The 17,868-nt window shown below is 45.0% G+C and carries 15 protein-coding genes and 1 other annotated feature; of the genes, 4 read left to right on the plus strand and 11 right to left on the minus strand.

The annotated features are described in order from the left end of the window. Positions 1-19 precede the first annotated feature (19 nt). The 11 genes from serA to DP120_RS01255 all read right to left on the minus strand — a co-directional run bounded on the left by serA (position 20) and on the right by DP120_RS01255 (position 12,545). Positions 20-1,609: a phosphoglycerate dehydrogenase gene (serA, locus tag DP120_RS01205; RefSeq protein WP_112222263.1), complete on the minus strand. Its 1,590-nt coding sequence runs from the start codon at positions 1,607-1,609 to the stop codon at positions 20-22. Next, positions 1,609-2,766, minus strand: a complete 1,158-nt coding sequence (locus tag DP120_RS01210; RefSeq protein WP_112221363.1) for a pyridoxal-phosphate-dependent aminotransferase family protein — start codon at positions 2,764-2,766, stop codon at positions 1,609-1,611. The genes serA and DP120_RS01210 overlap by 1 nt, the downstream gene beginning before the upstream one ends. Before the next feature lie 83 nt (positions 2,767-2,849). After that, positions 2,850-3,068: a binding site (T-box leader), on the minus strand. 184 nt (positions 3,069-3,252) lie between these two features. Continuing rightward, entirely contained in the window at positions 3,253-3,831 is a 579-nt protein-coding gene (locus DP120_RS01215) for a TerD family protein (RefSeq protein ID WP_112221364.1), read from the minus strand. Positions 3,832-3,852: 21 nt separating this feature from the next. Beyond that, positions 3,853-4,929 carry a toxic anion resistance protein gene (locus DP120_RS01220; RefSeq protein ID WP_112221365.1) on the minus strand — a complete coding sequence of 359 codons (1,077 nt, stop codon included), beginning with the start codon at positions 4,927-4,929 and terminating at the stop codon, positions 3,853-3,855. 23 nt (positions 4,930-4,952) lie between these two features. After that, positions 4,953-6,566 carry a YceG family protein gene (locus DP120_RS01225; protein ID WP_112221366.1) on the minus strand — a complete coding sequence of 538 codons (1,614 nt, stop codon included), beginning with the start codon at positions 6,564-6,566 and terminating at the stop codon, positions 4,953-4,955. A 15-nt stretch (positions 6,567-6,581) separates the two neighbouring features. Continuing rightward, the gene (locus tag DP120_RS01230; protein ID WP_112221367.1) at positions 6,582-7,397 is read right to left on the minus strand and encodes an HAD hydrolase family protein; all 816 of its coding nucleotides are present in this window, start codon (positions 7,395-7,397) and stop codon (positions 6,582-6,584) included. Beyond that, positions 7,394-8,503: a cysteine protease StiP family protein gene (locus tag DP120_RS01235; protein WP_112221368.1), complete on the minus strand. Its 1,110-nt coding sequence runs from the start codon at positions 8,501-8,503 to the stop codon at positions 7,394-7,396. Before DP120_RS01235 ends, DP120_RS01230 begins: the two co-directional genes overlap by 4 nt. Positions 8,504-8,516: 13 nt before the next feature. Next, a complete protein-coding gene (locus tag DP120_RS01240; protein ID WP_112221369.1) occupies positions 8,517-9,866 on the minus strand; it encodes a phosphoribosyltransferase family protein in 1,350 nt (449 codons plus the stop codon). After that, entirely contained in the window at positions 9,799-10,944 is a 1,146-nt protein-coding gene (locus DP120_RS01245; protein ID WP_112221370.1) for an HpcH/HpaI aldolase/citrate lyase family protein, read from the minus strand. Before DP120_RS01245 ends, DP120_RS01240 begins: the two co-directional genes overlap by 68 nt. Positions 10,945-11,338: 394 nt before the next feature. Further along, the gene (locus tag DP120_RS01250) at positions 11,339-11,917 is read right to left on the minus strand and encodes a TerD family protein (RefSeq protein WP_112221371.1); all 579 of its coding nucleotides are present in this window, start codon (positions 11,915-11,917) and stop codon (positions 11,339-11,341) included. Positions 11,918-11,930: 13 nt separating this feature from the next. Then, entirely contained in the window at positions 11,931-12,545 is a 615-nt protein-coding gene (locus DP120_RS01255) for a TerD family protein (RefSeq protein WP_112221372.1), read from the minus strand. A 363-nt stretch (positions 12,546-12,908) separates the two neighbouring features. Between DP120_RS01255 and DP120_RS01260 the strand changes: the two genes are divergently transcribed. The 4 genes from DP120_RS01260 (at position 12,909) to DP120_RS01275 (ending at position 17,789) form a co-directional block, all read left to right on the plus strand. Continuing rightward, complete coding sequence (locus DP120_RS01260; RefSeq protein WP_112221373.1) at positions 12,909-13,847, plus strand: glycosyltransferase family 2 protein; 939 nt, start codon at positions 12,909-12,911, stop codon at positions 13,845-13,847. Next, a complete protein-coding gene (locus DP120_RS01265) occupies positions 13,837-14,232 on the plus strand; it encodes a GtrA family protein (RefSeq protein WP_112221374.1) in 396 nt (131 codons plus the stop codon). Before DP120_RS01260 ends, DP120_RS01265 begins: the two co-directional genes overlap by 11 nt. A gap of 19 nt (positions 14,233-14,251) precedes the next feature. Beyond that, entirely contained in the window at positions 14,252-16,831 is a 2,580-nt protein-coding gene (locus tag DP120_RS01270) for a YfhO family protein (RefSeq protein ID WP_112221375.1), read from the plus strand. Positions 16,832-16,913: 82 nt separating this feature from the next. Next, positions 16,914-17,789, plus strand: a complete 876-nt coding sequence (locus tag DP120_RS01275) for an SDR family oxidoreductase (RefSeq protein ID WP_112221376.1) — start codon at positions 16,914-16,916, stop codon at positions 17,787-17,789. Positions 17,790-17,868: the final 79 nt, after the last annotated feature.

Genomic DNA, 17,868 nt, shown 5'->3' on the forward strand with positions numbered 1-17,868 from the left:
ATCAAGGAACCAGCAGCTTCTATAAATCCACTGCTTTCACCTTATCGATCTCCGCCAATTCCTCCAATTGGCGGAGACTTTTAGCTTCAGCCGGCTTATCAATCGACAGCATCATGATGGCGTCTCCGCCTTCCGCTGAACGCCCTACCTGCATCGTCGCAATATTGACTCCTTCTTGTCCAAGAAGCGTCCCCACGCGCCCGATGACTCCAGGGCGATCGTGATGGCGGATAAACAACAGGTGCCCTTCAGGAACTACATCTACGATATAATCATCAACTTTTACGATACGTGGGCCTTGCCCGTTCAATAAAGTACCTGCCGTTTTCCGCTTGCCTGCATTTGTCAGGATTTCGACAGAAATAAGATTGGTGAAACCTTTGGAAGAGGCAGATTTGCTTTCATTTACCGTAATGCCTTTCTGGTGTGCAAGAAACATGGCATTGACGTCATTTACCCGATTTCCCAAATGGCGTTTTAGCAGTCCTTTAAGGACATTGCGTGTAAGCGGACCAACTTCGAAATCAGCCAGTTCACCTGAATAACTGATGTTCACTTCGGTAGCAGTGCTGTCCGAAAGGTCTGTCAAAAAAGCGCCCAACCGCTCCGAAAGATCAAAATAAGGTTCGATTTTCTTCATAATCTCACTCGGCACAGATGGCAGGTTTACTGAGTTTCTCACTGTTCCGGTGCTGAAATAACTAACCACATCAAGGCTTACATCAATTGCTACATTTTCCTGAGCTTCAAAAGTACTGGCACCAAGATGCGGGGTCGCAACGACTTCAGGCAAGTCGAGCAGCCGGAAATCCACCATCGGTTCCTGTTCGAATACATCCAGCGCCGCTCCTGCTACCTTGCCGGATTTAATGGCGTCGTATAAGGCATTTTCATCTATGATACCGCCTCTGGCACAATTGATGATCTGCACCCCGGGCTTCATTATTTTAAAAGCATCTGCATTTATCAGATGCCGTGTTTCCTTCAATAATGGGGTATGCACCGTTATGAAATCCGAAGCTTTCAGAACTTCTTCCACTGTTCCGAAATCGATGCCGAGTTCATCAGCCCGCTCTTGCGTCAAAAAAGGATCATAAGCGATGATTTTCATCCGCTGGCCTTTTGCCCTGGCAGCTACTTCCGCTCCGATGCGACCCAATCCAACGACACCTAAAGTCTTTCCTTTCAACTCAACACCCACAAACGATTTCCGATCCCATTCCCGGTTGCGAAGTGCTGTAAAAGCCTGTGGAATCTTGCGGGCCATCGACATCAGCATCGCAATGGTATGTTCCGCGGCAGAATTCGTATTGCCATCTGGCGCGTTTACAACAATAATCCCTTTTTCAGTGGCCGCCTCCAAATCGATATTGTCCACTCCGACTCCTGCGCGTCCGATAATTTTCAGCCGGTCCGCTTTTTCAATCAACTCACGCGTCACCTGGGTTTTACTGCGTACGAGCAATGCATCAAAACCGCCAATTTTTTCTGTCAGTTGCTGTGGAGTCAGTTCAGTATCAAAAACCACTGTTAACCCTTCTGCATCGCGAAGAGGAAATATACCTTCTTCACTCAAGGGATCACTCACCAAAATTTTATAGTCCTTCATCATCTATTCGCCCCTTTCAGATATTCCTGTTGAGCTGCCCTGACACCGCTGCCCAGTTCAATTTCTCTCCCTGCTTTAACAATGGCGATTTCAATAGCGGCTATCGCCTGCAGCAAATCTGCCGGTGAACAATAGCCCATATGCCCGATTCGGAATATTTTATTCGCCAGAACTTTCTGCCCGCCAGCCACTTCCATGGCAAACTCTTCTTTCAGTACATTCCGTAAAACTTCAGCTTCAAAGTCTGCCGGTTTAACGGCCGTTACAGTGGGAGAAGCATCTTCATCCACTGTCAGGAGCGGAACTCCGAGTGCTTTGAAAGCCGCCCTCGTCATCTTCATCAACAGTTCATGTCTTGCATAAACAGTTCCAAGCCCTTCTTCTTCCATCAGCTCAAGTGTTTTCTGCAAACCGAACAAGAGGGATAGCGCCGGCGTAAAGGGGGTTGTATCTTTTATGAGATTATCCCGATGCTTTTTCAAATCCAGGTAGAACCTGGGCTGTAGATTTGCTTCGATCTTATTCCAGGCACGTTCGCTTACTCCAATAAACGCAAGACCTGCCGGAAGCATGAAAGCTTTTTGGGAGCCGCTCACCACAATATCAAGTCCCCACTCATCCATCTTTGTTTCCACACCGCCTACACAGGAAACACCGTCCACAATAATCATTGCTTCCGATTTGCCCCTAATTTCAGCAGCCAATTTTTCTACCGGGTTCAGCACACCCGTGGAAGTTTCACAATAAGTCATGAAGACCGCTTTAATATTTGGATGAGCTTCAAGCGCCCCAGTGATACCAGAAACAGTTGCCGCTTTTCCCCATTCTGTTTCGATAATATGTGTTTGAATGTTATAGGTCCGGCAGATATCTGCGAACCGTTCCCCAAACGCACCACTTACAATGACCAGCACTTCATCATCTGGTGCTACCGCATTGACCACGGCCGCCTCCAGTCCCGCAGTGCCACTTGCCGTTAAAATCAGGACTTCCTGTGCCGTGCCAAAAACGCGTTTCAGTTTCGGCCGGATATCAGCCAGCATCTCCGACGTACTCTGTCCTCTATGGCCAATCATCGGCTGCGTCATAGCCCGGCTTACACTTGGTGGAATTGGGCTCGGCCCCGGTATCCTTAAAATCTGCTGATCGGTTAACATAAAATCTCCCTCTTCCTTTTGCATTTTGCTCTGCAATCTTTGGAATGAACGAAAAAAAGGCCCTTCACTCCTCACATAAAGATGCAAGGGGCGAAAAGCCTTTATTCGCGGTGCCACCCTATTTCGCTGCAGTTATACAGCCTCATTGGTCCAATGCTTAACGCGCACGATACGGAAAGACCTACTGTGATTCGGCCCATCTATTCAGGAGTGCTGATTCGGGAAGAAAACGCTGATTTTCACCATCCATCAGCTCTCTTCAGATTTCTATGCCCAAAACTTATCTCCGTCTAAATAATTGTCTGTATTGGAATTTAATCCATCATATACAGATAGAAAACTATTGTCAATAAAGTCTTATTATTCAGACATATAAGGAAGCGTTTTCATTCCTCTCGAAGCCGTGCCCTTATTGCTTTGAAAATTTTTATATTTTTTTAGCATAAAAAAGACCGCTCCCCAAAAGAGGAGCGATCCTGATTCTGTTTACGCTAAACCGAAATCATTGACCAGTGCAGCAAGGCCGCCCTGGTAGCCGCTGCCGATTGCATTGAATTTCCATTCGCCGCCGTGGCGATATAATTCACCAACCACAAGCGCTGTTTCGATTGAAAAATCTTCGCCAAGGTCATAACGCAGAATTTCTTCGTTATTGCTTTCGTTCATGACACGGATGAAAGCATTGGATACCTGGCCAAAGTTCTGGCCGCGGCTGTCCGCTTCATGGATTGTAACTGTGAAAACAACTTTATGGATTTCAGCAGGCACATTCGGCAAATCGACGATCACTTGCTCATCGTCCCCTTCGCCTTCACCTGTCAGATTATCTCCCGTATGCGTAACAGAACCGTTTCCTCCAACCAGGTTGTTATAGAAAACGAAATCTTCCGGTCCGCGGGATTTACCGTTTTCACCTACAAGAAAGATGGAAGCGTCGAGGTCGAAATCTCCGCCGCCGCTGTATTTATTCGTGTCCCAGCCGAGACCGACTGTTACTTTTGTAAGTCCCGGATTTGTTTTTGTTAAGTCGATTTTTTGGCCTTTTGACAGGTTGATTGATGACATTAATAATCTCCTCCGATAAAGTTATTTTCTTTGAGTATCTTCATATTTCTTCTGCAATTCTTCGATGCGCAGGCGTCCTTCTTCACGCATCTTGCGGTTTTCATCTTCAATGGCACGCGTATCATTCATGCCTTGCATAATAGTCTCCCATGTCTGCTCGATCGTTTCAATCTTGATGCTTGGCTGGCCGGACATCCGCGCAATATCAACCGATTGCCGTGAAATATCATTTGCATTGTTCAACAGCATTTCATTTGTGCGGCGGTCCAGTTCGCTCATCGATTCAGCAACCAAATTCTGGCGTTTTGCTGCGATTGCGTTGATCAGTCCCGTTTTGAAAATCGGAATTGTCGTCACGAAAGCTGAATTGATTTTCCCGATCAACTTCGTGTTGCCGCGCTGCAGCATACGGATTTGCGGAGCCGCCTGATAGGAAACCTGTTTAGCCATTTCCAAATCGTAGACGCGCTGTTCCAAAAGTTCGATGGCATTCTGCAATGAATTCAATTCCATCAAAGCCATTTGGTCACCGCTTTCCGCCTTCTTGCGGACTTCCGGTTCTTTTGCTTTCAGTTCTTCGACTTTAATGTCACCCGCTGCGATGTATTTCTCCAGTTCCATGAAATACTGGAAATTCTGATCGTAGAGGTTCTCCAATGTCGTCGTCGATTTTTTCATCTCAGATTCGTATTTAGTGATTTCCACGTATACTTTATCAATTTCAGTGCCCATCGTTTGGTACTTATTGAAAAGCTGTTCAATCATTTTATTGCCTTTATTGAAGATTTTGTTCAAGAAACCTTTCTTCTCAACAAAGTCCTTTTTATCGAATTTATCCATGATTCTGCCCAGTTGTTTCAACAGCTCACTGGATTCCTCCATGCTGTTGGCTTGAACAGAATTCAGGACTTTCCCGGTAAAGGCTGATATTTCATTTGCAGGTTCGCGTCCGAATTCCAATAATGCAATCTGGTTTTTCGGATCGATTTTTGAAGCCAACTGCAGTACTTCCGGATCTTTTTTCAATTGCACTTTCAATTGATTTTCGTCTTTCATGACGAGTTCCTGTTGTTCAATCTGGTCTGGCATTGTATTCATCATTAACCCCTCCTTATTTTAAATTATAACCATTTCCCAAGAAATTTCCGTACAACCGACGGTTCCTGGAACGGTTCGTTGAAACTGCGTTCATCTAGCCAATGCACGTCAAATGATTCTGTGTCCACCCAACGCTCGATATCCTGATGCCCTTGCGGATTGATGATGATATTATCAAGTCCGAAGCTATGGACCAGCGCTATGGCATTTGCGTCAGCCCGGCTCAGTTCACCATCCTTCTCTTCATTATAGAACAATAAAGTCGGGACAAACTGCGGATAATCAAATAATTGGATCAATTGGATGACAGAATCAGGAAGTGTCATGGACTGGGAGAAAGCGTACAGTTGAAGATCTTCAAACGACTCGCCGTTCTGCGGCAATAAAATCGGCTTCTCGACATGCCGCGCAATAGCGGCGCCAATCGCTGTTTGAACTCCATCCGGCAGCTTACTGTAACGCCACCAATTAGCTTTCTTCATTTTTTCGGCATCCAATTTGCCGTTTTTGTCCAGCGCTGCGCGGTAATGAAATTGCTGATTGCCTTTACGTTCTTCGATAAATGGGAAGCTCCGAACTAATTTCGTGTCTTCACGTTCCGTCAATTTATGGATATTGTCCCAGAAACGTTTCCGGTCCTTCTCAATGCCCATGACTTTGGCGAAGACGACTGGAATGTGGACGACACCGCGTTCCACCGAAAAAGACGGACGAACCATGGCGCGTTCTTTCGCCAGCATAAAAGCTTCATCAATCGTTGTTTTTAGGCGGATCGAATGTGTGACATAGGATTTAAACTGGAACGGTTTGTAGAGTCCTGAATCGTCGTGATGCAATAGCCGATCCACTTCCTGTGTCGCACGGTATGCCACCGTTCCCACGCGCTTAGGCTTTTCTTCCGGAAAAGGCGGAGGGGCTTCGGCGTTCACCTGGAAGCTGTGGCTATGGAGATTTTCTTCACCAGCCATTTTCCCGAACCATTTCTCGCCTGTCGGATCATAGACAACAATATGGAAACCATACGCTGCAGCCAGCTTCAAAAACCATTTTTCACTTTCCGTGGCATCGCCATACCACAGGAAACCGGGAAGCCCTTTTTCAAGATTCAATTTTATAAGCTCCGGCTCAATATGATTGAATGTCCATTTCACCAGATCGGTCGCCACTCTTCTGAAAGAAGACTGCACCGTGCTGCCGCCCGATTGTTCCTGAAATGCTTTGAGTACATCAATCATGACCAAACGGATGCGACGGTTCAAGCCGGCATCTTTCAAGCGTGGCAATAACCCTTTGCCATCAAGAAATGCGACGATCCGGCTCGCAGATAAACCATTTTCTTTCCGGTTCATTTCAAAAAGGTCCTGAAGCGCTTTCAATCGATCCTGCTCAATATGCTTGTTCATCTTGCCGGACAGGCGAATCAGCCGTCCGTCAGCTTCTTCCATCGTTTCATAAATTGAAGCGAAATAATCATCTTCATCCAGCGGCATTCCGGTAAACTCGCCGAGAAGCTGCGGATACGTGATGTCTTCCTCTTCCACTTTCGTTTCTGTGTGATTGACGACCGGCTTATTCAGCCATTCGCCAACCTTCTCCGGATCCCATGTTCTTACACGGACCGGATGCAATTGAACCATGGGTTCCCCCCCTTGCTATTTGCTCTGCAGGGAAATATCCGCGACTTTTGCCAATATTTCCTCGCCTGCTTTTATTCCTTGTTCTTCTGTTACGATAATATGCTCCGAAACATCGGCGTCCGATTTGACCGCCTCGCCGTGGGCCGCTAACAGGCCGGTATCCGCGCTCTCCAAAAGATCCAAATCCAGCAGCGAATCTCCGGCGGCTATCACGTAATCTGCATTTATGCGATCTCTTACATACTCCATCGCAGCCGCTTTTGTTATGCTTTCAGGCATCAAATAAAGCTTTCTTCCCTGCAGCGACATTCCCCATCCGATTTTATGGAAAATCTCTGTATAATAGGCAAGTTTATCTTCAGGAAAACGGGCTCTGTCGACAATCAGATAAACAAACCAATCTTCTGCCTGTCTCACCCGCAACACCCATTCTTCATTGAAATGCTGTTGGATTACCGGCAATATCTCTTCGATGACCGTCTTCCTGCGGACGCATTGCCGCCTGATGTCAGTCGACCATTCCTTAATGGGTTCACCGTTTTCAAGAATGACAGCGCCATTTGAAATGATGGCGAATTGCGGAGGTTCGCTGCCTTCATAGATGCCAGTCACACGTTCGTATTGCTCTCGTGTCCTGGTGGTTACAGGAACAAAAATAGTATTTGCTTCCAATTCCCATAAAGCGGCCTGACTTTGTTCTGTCATAAATGATTGCGGCTTTCCTTCAAAGCGTTCGACTTCGATCAATTCTTCCGGTTTTACTTCATTGCCCATGGATCTCCGCGAATAAATCAGTGTCTGGTCGAGATCGCTTGCAAATAATACCGTCATATTTCTTTCCCCGATTTGATCAGTCCGATTGACCGATAGAATAAATCCGGTACCTCTTCAACCGGAACATCTTTTTCTTCTGCAAGAATAAGGATGTGTTTTACATCCGGATGCTCCAGATCTCTGACCAGAACTTTCCATGGGTTTCTCCGTAGCAGCACACGCGTAGTTTCACCAACACCTGGCTTTACCAAATGATAATCTGTTTCGCTGTACATGCTGCGGCCGATTTCTTCAACTTCTTTCATGCCTTCCCATGTGCGGTCGGCAGTAATTGGTGTGCTGTATGCTTCCTCTTCGGAAATTTTGCTGGTTTCGGCAAAACAGCTTGTCACCTGATCCACAAAGTCATTCGATAAATCTTCTTCCATTAATTCGCCATAAAATTTCGCACCATGATAATCCTCGGGTCCGATATAGCGGTCGTTCAGGATTGTTCGGCTTACAAGACCCGAAACTGTGGAATTCAGGCATGCGCTCGGAATCAAAAAATCTTCTCTTGTGCCAAATAGTACGGCACAAGCTCCAGGATCGGCGAGAACAGCCATATCATCTTTCAGGTCAGTGCCATATTCGCGGTTGAACGACTGGAGCGATTTCGTCAATTCCTTCTGGATTGCGCCTTTTCCTGTCCAGCCGTCAACAAACTGAACCCGACTGCCGGGATGCGCTTTCAGAATCGTACCAATCGCTTTTTCGTCTATCCCCTTATCGCGCAGAATCGAGACGCTGTAATGCGGCCAGCTCATACCCATCATTTGTTCCGCATAGCGTTTGATCAATATGCCGATGGGACTGCCGGCACGCGCAAGAGAAACCAGTACTATATCTTCTGTTCCGGCATTCAATTGAATCCTTCTCGCTACAACGCCGACAAGATGGCTCAATTGTTTCTTCGTCTGCTCGACCGATTGATGATATAGTTCCGTGTATTCCTCGGATGGCCGGTACTCGACCGGCAGCCGCTCAGCGTAATGGCCCCCTGTCTGCACCGCTTTTTCACGTTCTTCCAAAGAACTTTCCTCAAATTCATCTGTCACATCTTTTAATAGAAATGTAATATCATTTTCGGGATAGCTTGTTTTCACTAAACCAGCAGTAATCATCAGGCCACCTCTTTTATTTTTTATCTGTAAGCGCAAGCCACTCAACAGGAGCTTTTTTTTCAAGATATGAAATCAGGGGCTGCCAGCTCGCTTCGTCTACAACCGACTCCGCTAAAAGATAGATTCTGTCAATATCAGCTCTACTTATATTATATAGGAATTGATCGACATCCTCAGCATCCGGCAACTTAAAGCGGACTTTCTCTTTGATCGGATAACCTTTTTCTTCCGCAGCAAAAATGGGGCTTCTTGTGGTGGTCTGCACCAAAGCGTCCCCACCAAGTGCTAAAGCGAAACGGAGGGGCAAATACATATTTTCCCCTATCCCGATCACCAGCGGTTTCTCGCTGGAAGGCACTGCCTCTGCCATTTTTTCAGCCCATTTCCCGATTTCCAAATGGCTGCTGCTTGATAATCCAAATCGGCCAGTAAATGGCAGATAATATTGCCCCGTAGCCGAGTGCAGCTCAATTGCCTGAAATTGCATTGACCTGTTTGGCCTTTGATTGCCTGAGCCCCCCAGCTCGGGCACTTCAGCTTCTTCAGGTGATTCACTGTGGTTTAAATCGAATTCGCCTGTAAGCAATGCCAAAACATCGATAGTCAAATTACTTGCTGAAGCCATTTTCTCAAGTTTTTGCTTTTGGCCATCGCTGCGCCAATCCAGGATGGAGAGGGATATGTAATTTTTACCTGGAAATTGGGAATCCAAGGCAGTGATCAAATTCAATAAGGTATTTCCTGTTGAAATTTCGTCATCAATCAGGACAATCGTTTCTGCATCTTCCAGCATTCCTGCTGGCGCGTATACTTTATGCGACGTAGCGTGTGAATGCTCTTCTTCAAATACGAACGCGGGTGAAATCCCAATTATCTCTTCCCGGGTAGTGTGGATATAGGCTGCCTCATCGAAATGATGAAAAACTGCATGGCCGAGACCGGTGGCTGTTTCAGCCATTCCGATAAAAACCGTTTTTTCAGGCAATACCGTTCTGTAAGCAAGCGATTCATGGCTTGTTTTGAGACAGGCTTTTCCTGACTCAATCATTTCAACGATTTGTTTAGCCTGTGGAATTGGCTGCAAGCCTGACTTTTCCATTAATAATGAAGCAAGCAAACTTCCGGTTCCCAGCGCTATGGCTGGATGAACGGCTAAATGCTTGGCAATCAATTTGCTGACAAATAGAAATTGCCGCTTTTTATTGACCCTTAGCGCCATGGAAAACAAGGATTCCATTGGCAAATCCCCATAACTGTCTGTTACCGTAACCTCTATATCCATTTTTCCCCAGTATTTATACCTGGTTCGCAAGTTGTTTTGCCCGTATGTGATTGAGGACGTCGATTGGTTTGTAGTATTCATTCAGCACCCCATATATTTCCGCTTGAGCAGCAATTTTCTTAGCCCAGCTCAGGTGCGGTTTTACTTCATTCATTTTATTGCGCTGTGGACTTTGCAGAATTCCATTGAACGTATCGCTTTTCGCCAAAATGAGCATTGCATCTTCATACGTTTCATGCGTAATAATATGTCCTGCGTTTACGATTGCAATTTGTGAAGGATGGATGCACGTTTTCCCTTTAAAACCGTTCAGGACGTCCAGTTGCACTTCTTCCCATAGCGTTTTCTCCGGTTTCGAGGACAGCCATGCATCTGTCTCTGCTGTGAAATATTCATAGACCGGTCCGGATACAATAAAACCATCTCCGGCTTTTGTGAATTTATTGAGTATCGAAATCAGACAATCACGGATCAGGTGAACATCGTAAATTGTCCGTTCCACTGGACGCCGAAGACCATAAAGGCTGGAAAAATCAGTAGCACCCACTCGTATTGTCAAGATCCGGTCCTTTTCCTGCCGAAGTTTGCTGTAAATTTCCATTAGCGCCTGTTCCCGTGTTTCAGCGAATAACACTTCTTCTGTTTCGAGCAGCGGCAATGCATATAATTTTCTGCCAGCACTTTCGCTTGCACGGTCAAGAGCCAGGAAAAAAGGTTCCAGATCATCTGCCTGGACTTTAGGAAGCACTATTCCAGTCAGCATGCTGAGTGAACTGCCCGCCAGTTTTGTTAATTTATCCAACTGATCAGAATTGCGGATACGCAAAAACAGCAATGGGCTTTCTGTAATATGTGATTGGGATGCTTGCTCAAGCACTTTCAGTTGTGAGACAACATTCGCTTCAGCTGATTCCAATTCGGTATCAGCCACTGCGTCTTCCAGGCAGATCATCAGTGTGGCCAATCCTGAAAATGTGTCCCGCCGATAACTTCCGGCTATAATCTTAGCTGCGAAATCAGGTCTTGAGCCCGGTGTATAGAGCGCTGCCCCCAACGCGAGTCCAAGTTTTTCCCGATCCGTATCTCGATTAAATTCTGCCGGGGGGTATTTAAAAAACGTTTGTAACTCAGAATCATCCAATGCATTGAAATGTCTCATTATGAAATCCTCCCGGCACAATTATAAAGAAAAGCGTAAGCGCCCGTTTAGATTCGAAAGGCATAAGACGCTCTGGCGAAGCGGCGTGTTTTCAGCCGCACAGTCTCGAAAAGCGGAAGTGCCTGTTCAGCTCTGACAGGCATAAGACGGATCAGCGGAGCGGCGTTCTTTGCCGCATAGCTGGTTCGGCTTATGTCCCGAAGAGCTAGGCACTGGAGACTGGACACAGAGTGGCTTATGATCCCGAGAATCTGGGCGCTGGAGTCTAGACACCGCATCTCTGCTTATCAAGACCTCTTAGAAAACAAGTTCTTATTTATAGTCAATTGCCCATTTCCACTTAAATTGAGAAAAAAGCAAGGAGCCCAGCCCCTTGCTTTTTCAACTTGCCAGATCAGCTGTCGAGGCCAAAGTCCTTAACCAGCGAACCAAGACCGCCTTGATAGCCGCTTCCGATTGCATTGAACTTCCACTCTCCGCCGTGGCGATATAATTCACCTACAACGATAGCAGTTTCGATAGAGAAATCTTCTCCCAAATCATAGCGGATCAATTCTTCATTTGTTTCTTCGTTGAGAATACGCACATATGAGTTGCTGACCTGCCCAAAATTCTGGCCTCTTGCTTCCCCATCATGAATAGTAATAGCAAAGGTAACTTTTTCAATAGAAGAAGGAACAGCTGAAAGATCGACTTTCACTTGCTCATCATCGCCTTCCCCTTCTCCTGTACGGTTATCTCCGGTATGCTCTACAGCACCGCCGGCACCTTTAGTATTATTATAAAAAACAAAATCTGCTTCTGATGAAGCCTTGCTTTCTGCATTCAACAGGAAAACTGAAGAATCGAGGTCAAAATCTTTTCCGCCGTCATATTTATTTGTATCCCAGCCAAGTCCTACAACTACTTTTGATAAGCCTGGATTACTTTTAGTCAAATCGACTTTCTGTCCTTTTGATAAATTAATAGCCATTCCAAATCACTCCTTAAGCATATTTATTGGCGATTGAGCCAATATCTGAATCTGTAGTTCCTTCACCCACTGCGGAGAATTTCCATTCGCTGCCCTGGCGGTATAATTCGCCTGGAATCAAGGAAGTTTTCCCAGAGTAGTTCTCTGTCAGGTTATAATGGATCAGTTCTTCTCTAGTCTGGTTGTCGACCAGACGGATAAAGGCGTTTTCAATCATGCCGAAATCCTGTTTTTTCTGTTTCGCATTATAAATATTCACCACGAAGATCAAACGATGGATTGATGGGGAGATGCGTTTAAGATCGATGTTGATCGTTTCATCATCGCCTTCGCCTTCACCCGTGAGATTATCGCCTGAATGGACAACACTGCCGTCACGGCTTTGCTTGTTTCCGAAATAGATCAGGTTTTCTTTACCTTTCAATTTGCCGTTTTCATCAAGCATGATGACTGAAGCGTCACAGTCGATATCTGAACCGCCTCCGCCTCCGCCAAGAAGTGAACTCAGGAATCCACCGCTCTTTTTCGTTTCTACAGGATCCCATCCAAGTCCGACCATAATGCTTGAAAGAGATGAACGTCCTTTTGTTAAATCGATCTTTTGACCTTTTACTAAATTGATAGCCACTGTTAACACTCTCCATTCATCTTTATGTATTCTATTGTTAATACTATTGATAGTTGCGGAAAATTTCAATTCTAAGGGTCGAGCGGCTTATTCAGCACATACTCTCTCCAAGCTTAAACCTAGCATCTTCCAAATTATGTGTCAATCGGTTTAAGCGGAATTTTCAGATAAATAAAGAATTAACTTCATTCTTTCCGCTGTATTTAAGTTATACGTATGACTTTTAAAAAGGTTTCACATTTCATAGTTCTAAAGATGGGCAATCGCAAAATTTAAAGCGTCATTGTACATACTTTTCATTCAATCCGGGTATATACCGCAAGGAGATACAAATTTAAAGATCTTGAGGAGGAGAGTTCAAACATGAAGCTGATTTCAATTATAGTTCCAGCCTACAACGAAGAAGAAAACATCTCTCCAATCTATGAAAAACTAGTTCACGAACTTAATGTTCTTCCTTATAGATATGAAATATTGTTCGTCAATGATGGCAGCAGGGACGGAACTTTAAAAGAAATACTCAAACTCGCTGAACAACAGAACAGTGTGAAGTATATTTCTTTCACCAGAAACTTTGGCAAGGAGGCCGCCATTCTTGCAGGACTCAAACGAGTCAAAGGAGATGCAGCAATTCTCATGGACAGCGATATGCAGCATCCGCCGACGCTTATTTCAGAAATGATTAAAGGATTGGAAGAAGGATTCCATCAGGTAGTCGCGAAACGGACACGGACAGGCGACCCGAAAGTCCGGACACTTTTATCCAGCTTGTATTATAAATTGATCAATTCTATTACTGATGTCGACCTCGCGGATGGCGAAGGAGATTTCAGGCTGATGAGCAGAAAGGCAATCGATTCCCTGTTGCTCTTAAGCGAGAACAACCGTTTCTCCAAGGGCCTCTTTTCATGGATCGGCCTCAGCAAAAAAACAATCTGCTACGAGAACGTTCTCCGTGAAGGCGGCAGTTCAAAATGGTCATTCGGCAGCCTGATCAATTATGGCATTGACGGCATCATTTCCTTTAATACAAAACCCCTGCGTATTTGTTTTTACACAGGCTTTATCGTCCTGTTCCTTTCCCTCATTTATATCGCCTACACTTTTTACGGCATTGCCCAAAGAGGGATTACGGCACCCGGCTACTTCACAACCATCACTGCCATTCTGGTGCTGGGCGGCATCCAGTTGATCAGCCTTGGTGTAATCGGGGAGTATATCGGACGGATTTATAATGAAACGAAGCGGCGACCGAATTTCCTTGTGGATATCAGTAATGTGGATGAGTATCATGAGTCTTAAATCGTTGAACACTGAATTTACCCGCTTCCTGTTCGTCGGTGTCATTAATACCTTAAGTTATTATTCCATCTACCTGATTCTTCATAACCTTTTTTCATTCCCTTATATGCTTGCCCATATAACCGGTTTCCTTATCAGCTTGAACGTTTCTTTTTTCCTGAACACTTACGTAACGTATAGAGTAAAACCCACTTTAAAGAAATACCTGTTTTTCCCTTTGACACAAGTGGTCAATATGACCGTTTCAACAATTCTAATCTTCATATTTGTTGAATATCTGAATTTAAACAGCAACATAGCACCTTTTGCGGCAGTTATTTTCACAGTGCCTATCACTTTCATCGTTTCCAGCAAAATCATGAAAGATCCTGTACGACAGAAATAAGATAAAAGTCGGTGAATTCATGTTAAAAAAACATCCTTACTGGTCGTTGCTGGCTATCAGCTTTGCGCTTGCCATCCTGTCCCACGGCGTCTTTCTTTATCAATGGACACAAGGACATTATATGGCTGGCGTCAATGATGGCTTGTCACAGATGATGCCTTTCAAACATCTTCTATATGAACAATATACTAATGGTGAATTATTCTATTCCTTCGATTTCGGATTAGGTGCCGGCACATTCAGTGAGCTGGCTTATTATTTTTCTACATCTATTGTATTTCTATTGACCATCCCATTTGTCTGGCTGCTGGACATAACTGGCATTATCCAGGAGCCCGACGTGCTTTTCTGGGCAAATGCTGCGGTTTTCATCAGTGTCATCCGCATGAGTTTTGTGCTGTTCATTACGTCCCGCGTTTTTATGTATATAAAAATTCCTTATTGGCCGTCGTTGGTTGGTGCATCCGTCTACGGTGTTTCAGGAATGTTTTTCCGGCACACCGTGTATTGGGAGTTTTTTGCTGATGCATTTCTATGGCTTCCTTTACTTATATTAGGCGTCGAAAAAATATTCAGAGAACAAAAACCCGGCTGGTTTCTTTTAGCGGTTTCCATTTCATTTTTCGATAACTTCTATTTTGCCTATATCAATTTCCTCTTGGCCGCCATCTACATCCTGTTCCGCCTGTTGATCCCGTTGACGGATGACGAAAAAAACCGCAAGAAAAAATTGCTGACATTCACGGGGACCGGCATTATCGGTTTCGGCATTAGTGCTGTAGCTTTTATCCCTGCGGTTTATGCGTATTTAAATAATCACCGTCCACCGTTTCAACAGGAAATCCCGATCTTCGATCCTTTTGACAATATTCTTTATACCAGCCGGTACATTATTTTACCGGCATTATTTATAGTGTTTTTATTTATGTTCCGTTTTTACCGCAATAAAACCTTCCGCCTTTTTGCATTGCTCGGAATCGCGGGGATACTGATGCATCTAAGCCCACTAGTCAGCAGTGTCTTCAATGGATTTTCCGCCCCGCAATACCGGTGGGAATATTTCATATCTTTCGCAGCAGGCGGTGCAATCGCCAGCGGACTAAGCATGCTTTCTAAAGTTTCACGCCGCAGTTTATTACTGGCGGCCGGGTTTACTGGCCTCATCTATTTAATTTATGCGTTATTGGACCCTGCTCTGGAATTCGATTGGATGGAAACCGGCCTCGTCCTCGGCGGTCTGCTATTGACTATTGCCACTGTTTGGACAGCAACCCAGTTCAGGAAGTCCAGTGCAATAAGTATGGTTGGGACGGTTTTATTGGTATGGCTGATTGTCTTCGCTAATTTCTACCAGTCAGAAAAAATTCTGGAGATGGGAAATGTCGCGCAGGTAAACAAAGAACTGATTACGGGCGAGGATTATGACGATCTTGAAATCCGCGGCCTGCTCGAACAGATCCATGACCGTGAAGACGATGAAATGTATCGAATTGAGTGGATGCAAGGCGTTCGCAATAACACGCCGATTGTGCAGGATTTCCAGGGGTTGAGTGCATACTCGAGCATCTTGAATAAAAACCTCTTGTATTTTTATCTCTATGATATGGAAATCGATATGGGTCGTGAAAGTGTCAGCCGTTATGCAACGCTCGGCAATCGCGCGAATCTCTTTAGCCTGGTCCGCGGCAAATACATCATCCGTCCAACTGAAGACGCCAATATCCCTTATGGTTTCAATGAAATTTTCGCTTCAGAAAATTATAAGGTATACGAAAATGAAAACGTGCTGCCCTTTGCAAGAGGCGCAACAGAAGTTTATTCCGAAGAAAAGCTGACGATGCATCCGCCCCTGGTTCGTGAGCATGCGATGCTCAATGGTATTGTCCTGAATAACGAAGAAGAAGGCAGTCCAATCCAGGTAACTGGTGATATCACTTCGGACTTCACCCTTGAAGAAAAAGTGGCCAGTTATGACGATGGCATTCTGGAAGTGACCGGTAAAACAGGCGGCATTGATCTGGTCTGGGAAGATCCTACTGAAGGTCCAGGAGACCTCTATGTTTCTTTCAACCTGGTAAACACTGCCGAGGATAAAGGTTTTAATCTCACAGTCAATGACTATGTCACTTCCCGCAAATCAAATCAATCCGTCTATAAAACCTATGTGGATGACTTGACCATCCGTGTGCCTTCTCAGGAACGTGTCCGTATCCGTGTACCCAAAGGTCGATATTTCTTAACTGAAATCCAATTGTTCGAAGAGGATTATGAAGCATTGGAAAGAGAAGCGGCTGAACCAACCGGCTTGAAAGAACTGAATATAGATGGAAGCCGGGTTGAAATTTTATACGATAACAGTGCAAATGATGATTATTTATCCGCCGTTATCCCTTATGAAATTGGATGGAGCGCAGAAGTGAATGGTATCGACACAGAAGTGTTGAAAGCCAATTACGCTTTTGTCGGCGTACCGATTGAAGCAGGCGAAAATCGCATTGTATTTACTTACCGCCCTCCGTTTTTCGCCCCTTCATTGATAGTAAGTATCCTATCTCTTTTCTTCGCAGCCTTTTGGATATTCAGAAAAAGAGCAGCCTGACGTGGAATAGCTCGAAAGCGTTTAGCTGAAGGACTATCGGGAATAGGAAAGTCATGGAATCAACTTTTTAGGAGGAGATAAAATGGCTAAGGATAAGTATGAAAAAATTGACGAAGCAATCGACCCGCAGGAACAAGGACGGCAACCGGGATTGGAAGAAAAAATGGATCCCGAACCGATTTACGACGACAAAGACTATAAAGGCGCCGATAAATTGAAAGGCAAGACAGCCTTGATTACGGGCGGTGACAGCGGCATCGGACGGGCAGTAGCTGTCGCTTTCGCTAAAGAAGGCGCAAATGTCGCGATTGCATATCTTGATGAACATGATGACGCTGAAGAAACAGTAAAAGCTGTCGAGTCGTATGGCGGCAAATGCATAAAATTAGCTACTGACATCAGCCAAGTCGAAAACTGCAATCAGCTGATCGTTGATGTCATTGGAGAGTTCGGCGAGCTTAATATTCTTGTAAATAATGCCGGCAAGCAATTTCCACAGGATGATTTCCTGAACATTTCACAGGATCAATTACGTGAAACTTTTGAAACGAATATCTTTTCGATGTTCTATTTGACACAAGCTGCAATACCACATTTGCAAAAAGGTGATTCAATCATAAACACCTCTTCTGTCACAGCATACAGAGGTTCACCTTCGCTTATTGACTATTCAGCTACAAAAGGCGCAATAACAGCATTCACACGATCGTTGGCTTCAAATCTTATCGACTCTGGCATCCGCGTTAATTCAGTAGCGCCGGGACCAATTTGGACACCGCTTATCCCTGCAACTTTCGATGCTGAAAAAGTCGGCGAGCATGGCGGGGATACACCGATGGAACGCCGTGGGCAGCCTGCTGAGCTGGCACCGGCTTATGTTTATCTGGCAGCTAAAGATTCAAGCTACGTTACAGGAGAGACCATCCATGTAAACGGCGGAGACTTTATCAGTTCGTAATAGCCAAGACCCTCATTTGAGGGTTTTTCGCTATTTTTCTGTTATTTACGATTTTTAAAGGAAAATCCGGGTATACAGC

It is taken from the genome of Planococcus halotolerans (assembly GCF_003289955.1).
Lineage (GTDB): Bacteria > Bacillota > Bacilli > Bacillales_A > Planococcaceae > Planococcus > Planococcus halotolerans.

Coding starts and splice junctions, on each gene's coding strand:
- serA (WP_112222263.1), bottom strand. CDS start 1,609: ATGAAGGACTATAAAATTTTGGTGAGTGATCCCTTGAGTGAAGAAGGT.
- DP120_RS01210 (WP_112221363.1), bottom strand. CDS start 2,766: ATGTTAACCGATCAGCAGATTTTAAGGATACCGGGGCCGAGCCCAATT.
- DP120_RS01215 (WP_112221364.1), bottom strand. CDS start 3,831: ATGTCATCAATCAACCTGTCAAAAGGCCAAAAAATCGACTTAACAAAA.
- DP120_RS01220 (WP_112221365.1), bottom strand. CDS start 4,929: ATGAATACAATGCCAGACCAGATTGAACAACAGGAACTCGTCATGAAA.
- DP120_RS01225 (WP_112221366.1), bottom strand. CDS start 6,566: ATGGTTCAATTGCATCCGGTCCGTGTAAGAACATGGGATCCGGAGAAG.
- DP120_RS01230 (WP_112221367.1), bottom strand. CDS start 7,397: ATGACGGTATTATTTGCAAGCGATCTCGACCAGACACTGATTTATTCG.
- DP120_RS01235 (WP_112221368.1), bottom strand. CDS start 8,503: ATGATTACTGCTGGTTTAGTGAAAACAAGCTATCCCGAAAATGATATT.
- DP120_RS01240 (WP_112221369.1), bottom strand. CDS start 9,866: ATGAATACTACAAACCAATCGACGTCCTCAATCACATACGGGCAAAAC.
- DP120_RS01245 (WP_112221370.1), bottom strand. CDS start 10,944: ATGAGACATTTCAATGCATTGGATGATTCTGAGTTACAAACGTTTTTT.
- DP120_RS01250 (WP_112221371.1), bottom strand. CDS start 11,917: ATGGCTATTAATTTATCAAAAGGACAGAAAGTCGATTTGACTAAAAGT.
- DP120_RS01260 (WP_112221373.1), top strand. CDS start 12,909: ATGAAGCTGATTTCAATTATAGTTCCAGCCTACAACGAAGAAGAAAAC.
- DP120_RS01265 (WP_112221374.1), top strand. CDS start 13,837: ATGAGTCTTAAATCGTTGAACACTGAATTTACCCGCTTCCTGTTCGTC.
- DP120_RS01270 (WP_112221375.1), top strand. CDS start 14,252: ATGTTAAAAAAACATCCTTACTGGTCGTTGCTGGCTATCAGCTTTGCG.
- DP120_RS01275 (WP_112221376.1), top strand. CDS start 16,914: ATGGCTAAGGATAAGTATGAAAAAATTGACGAAGCAATCGACCCGCAG.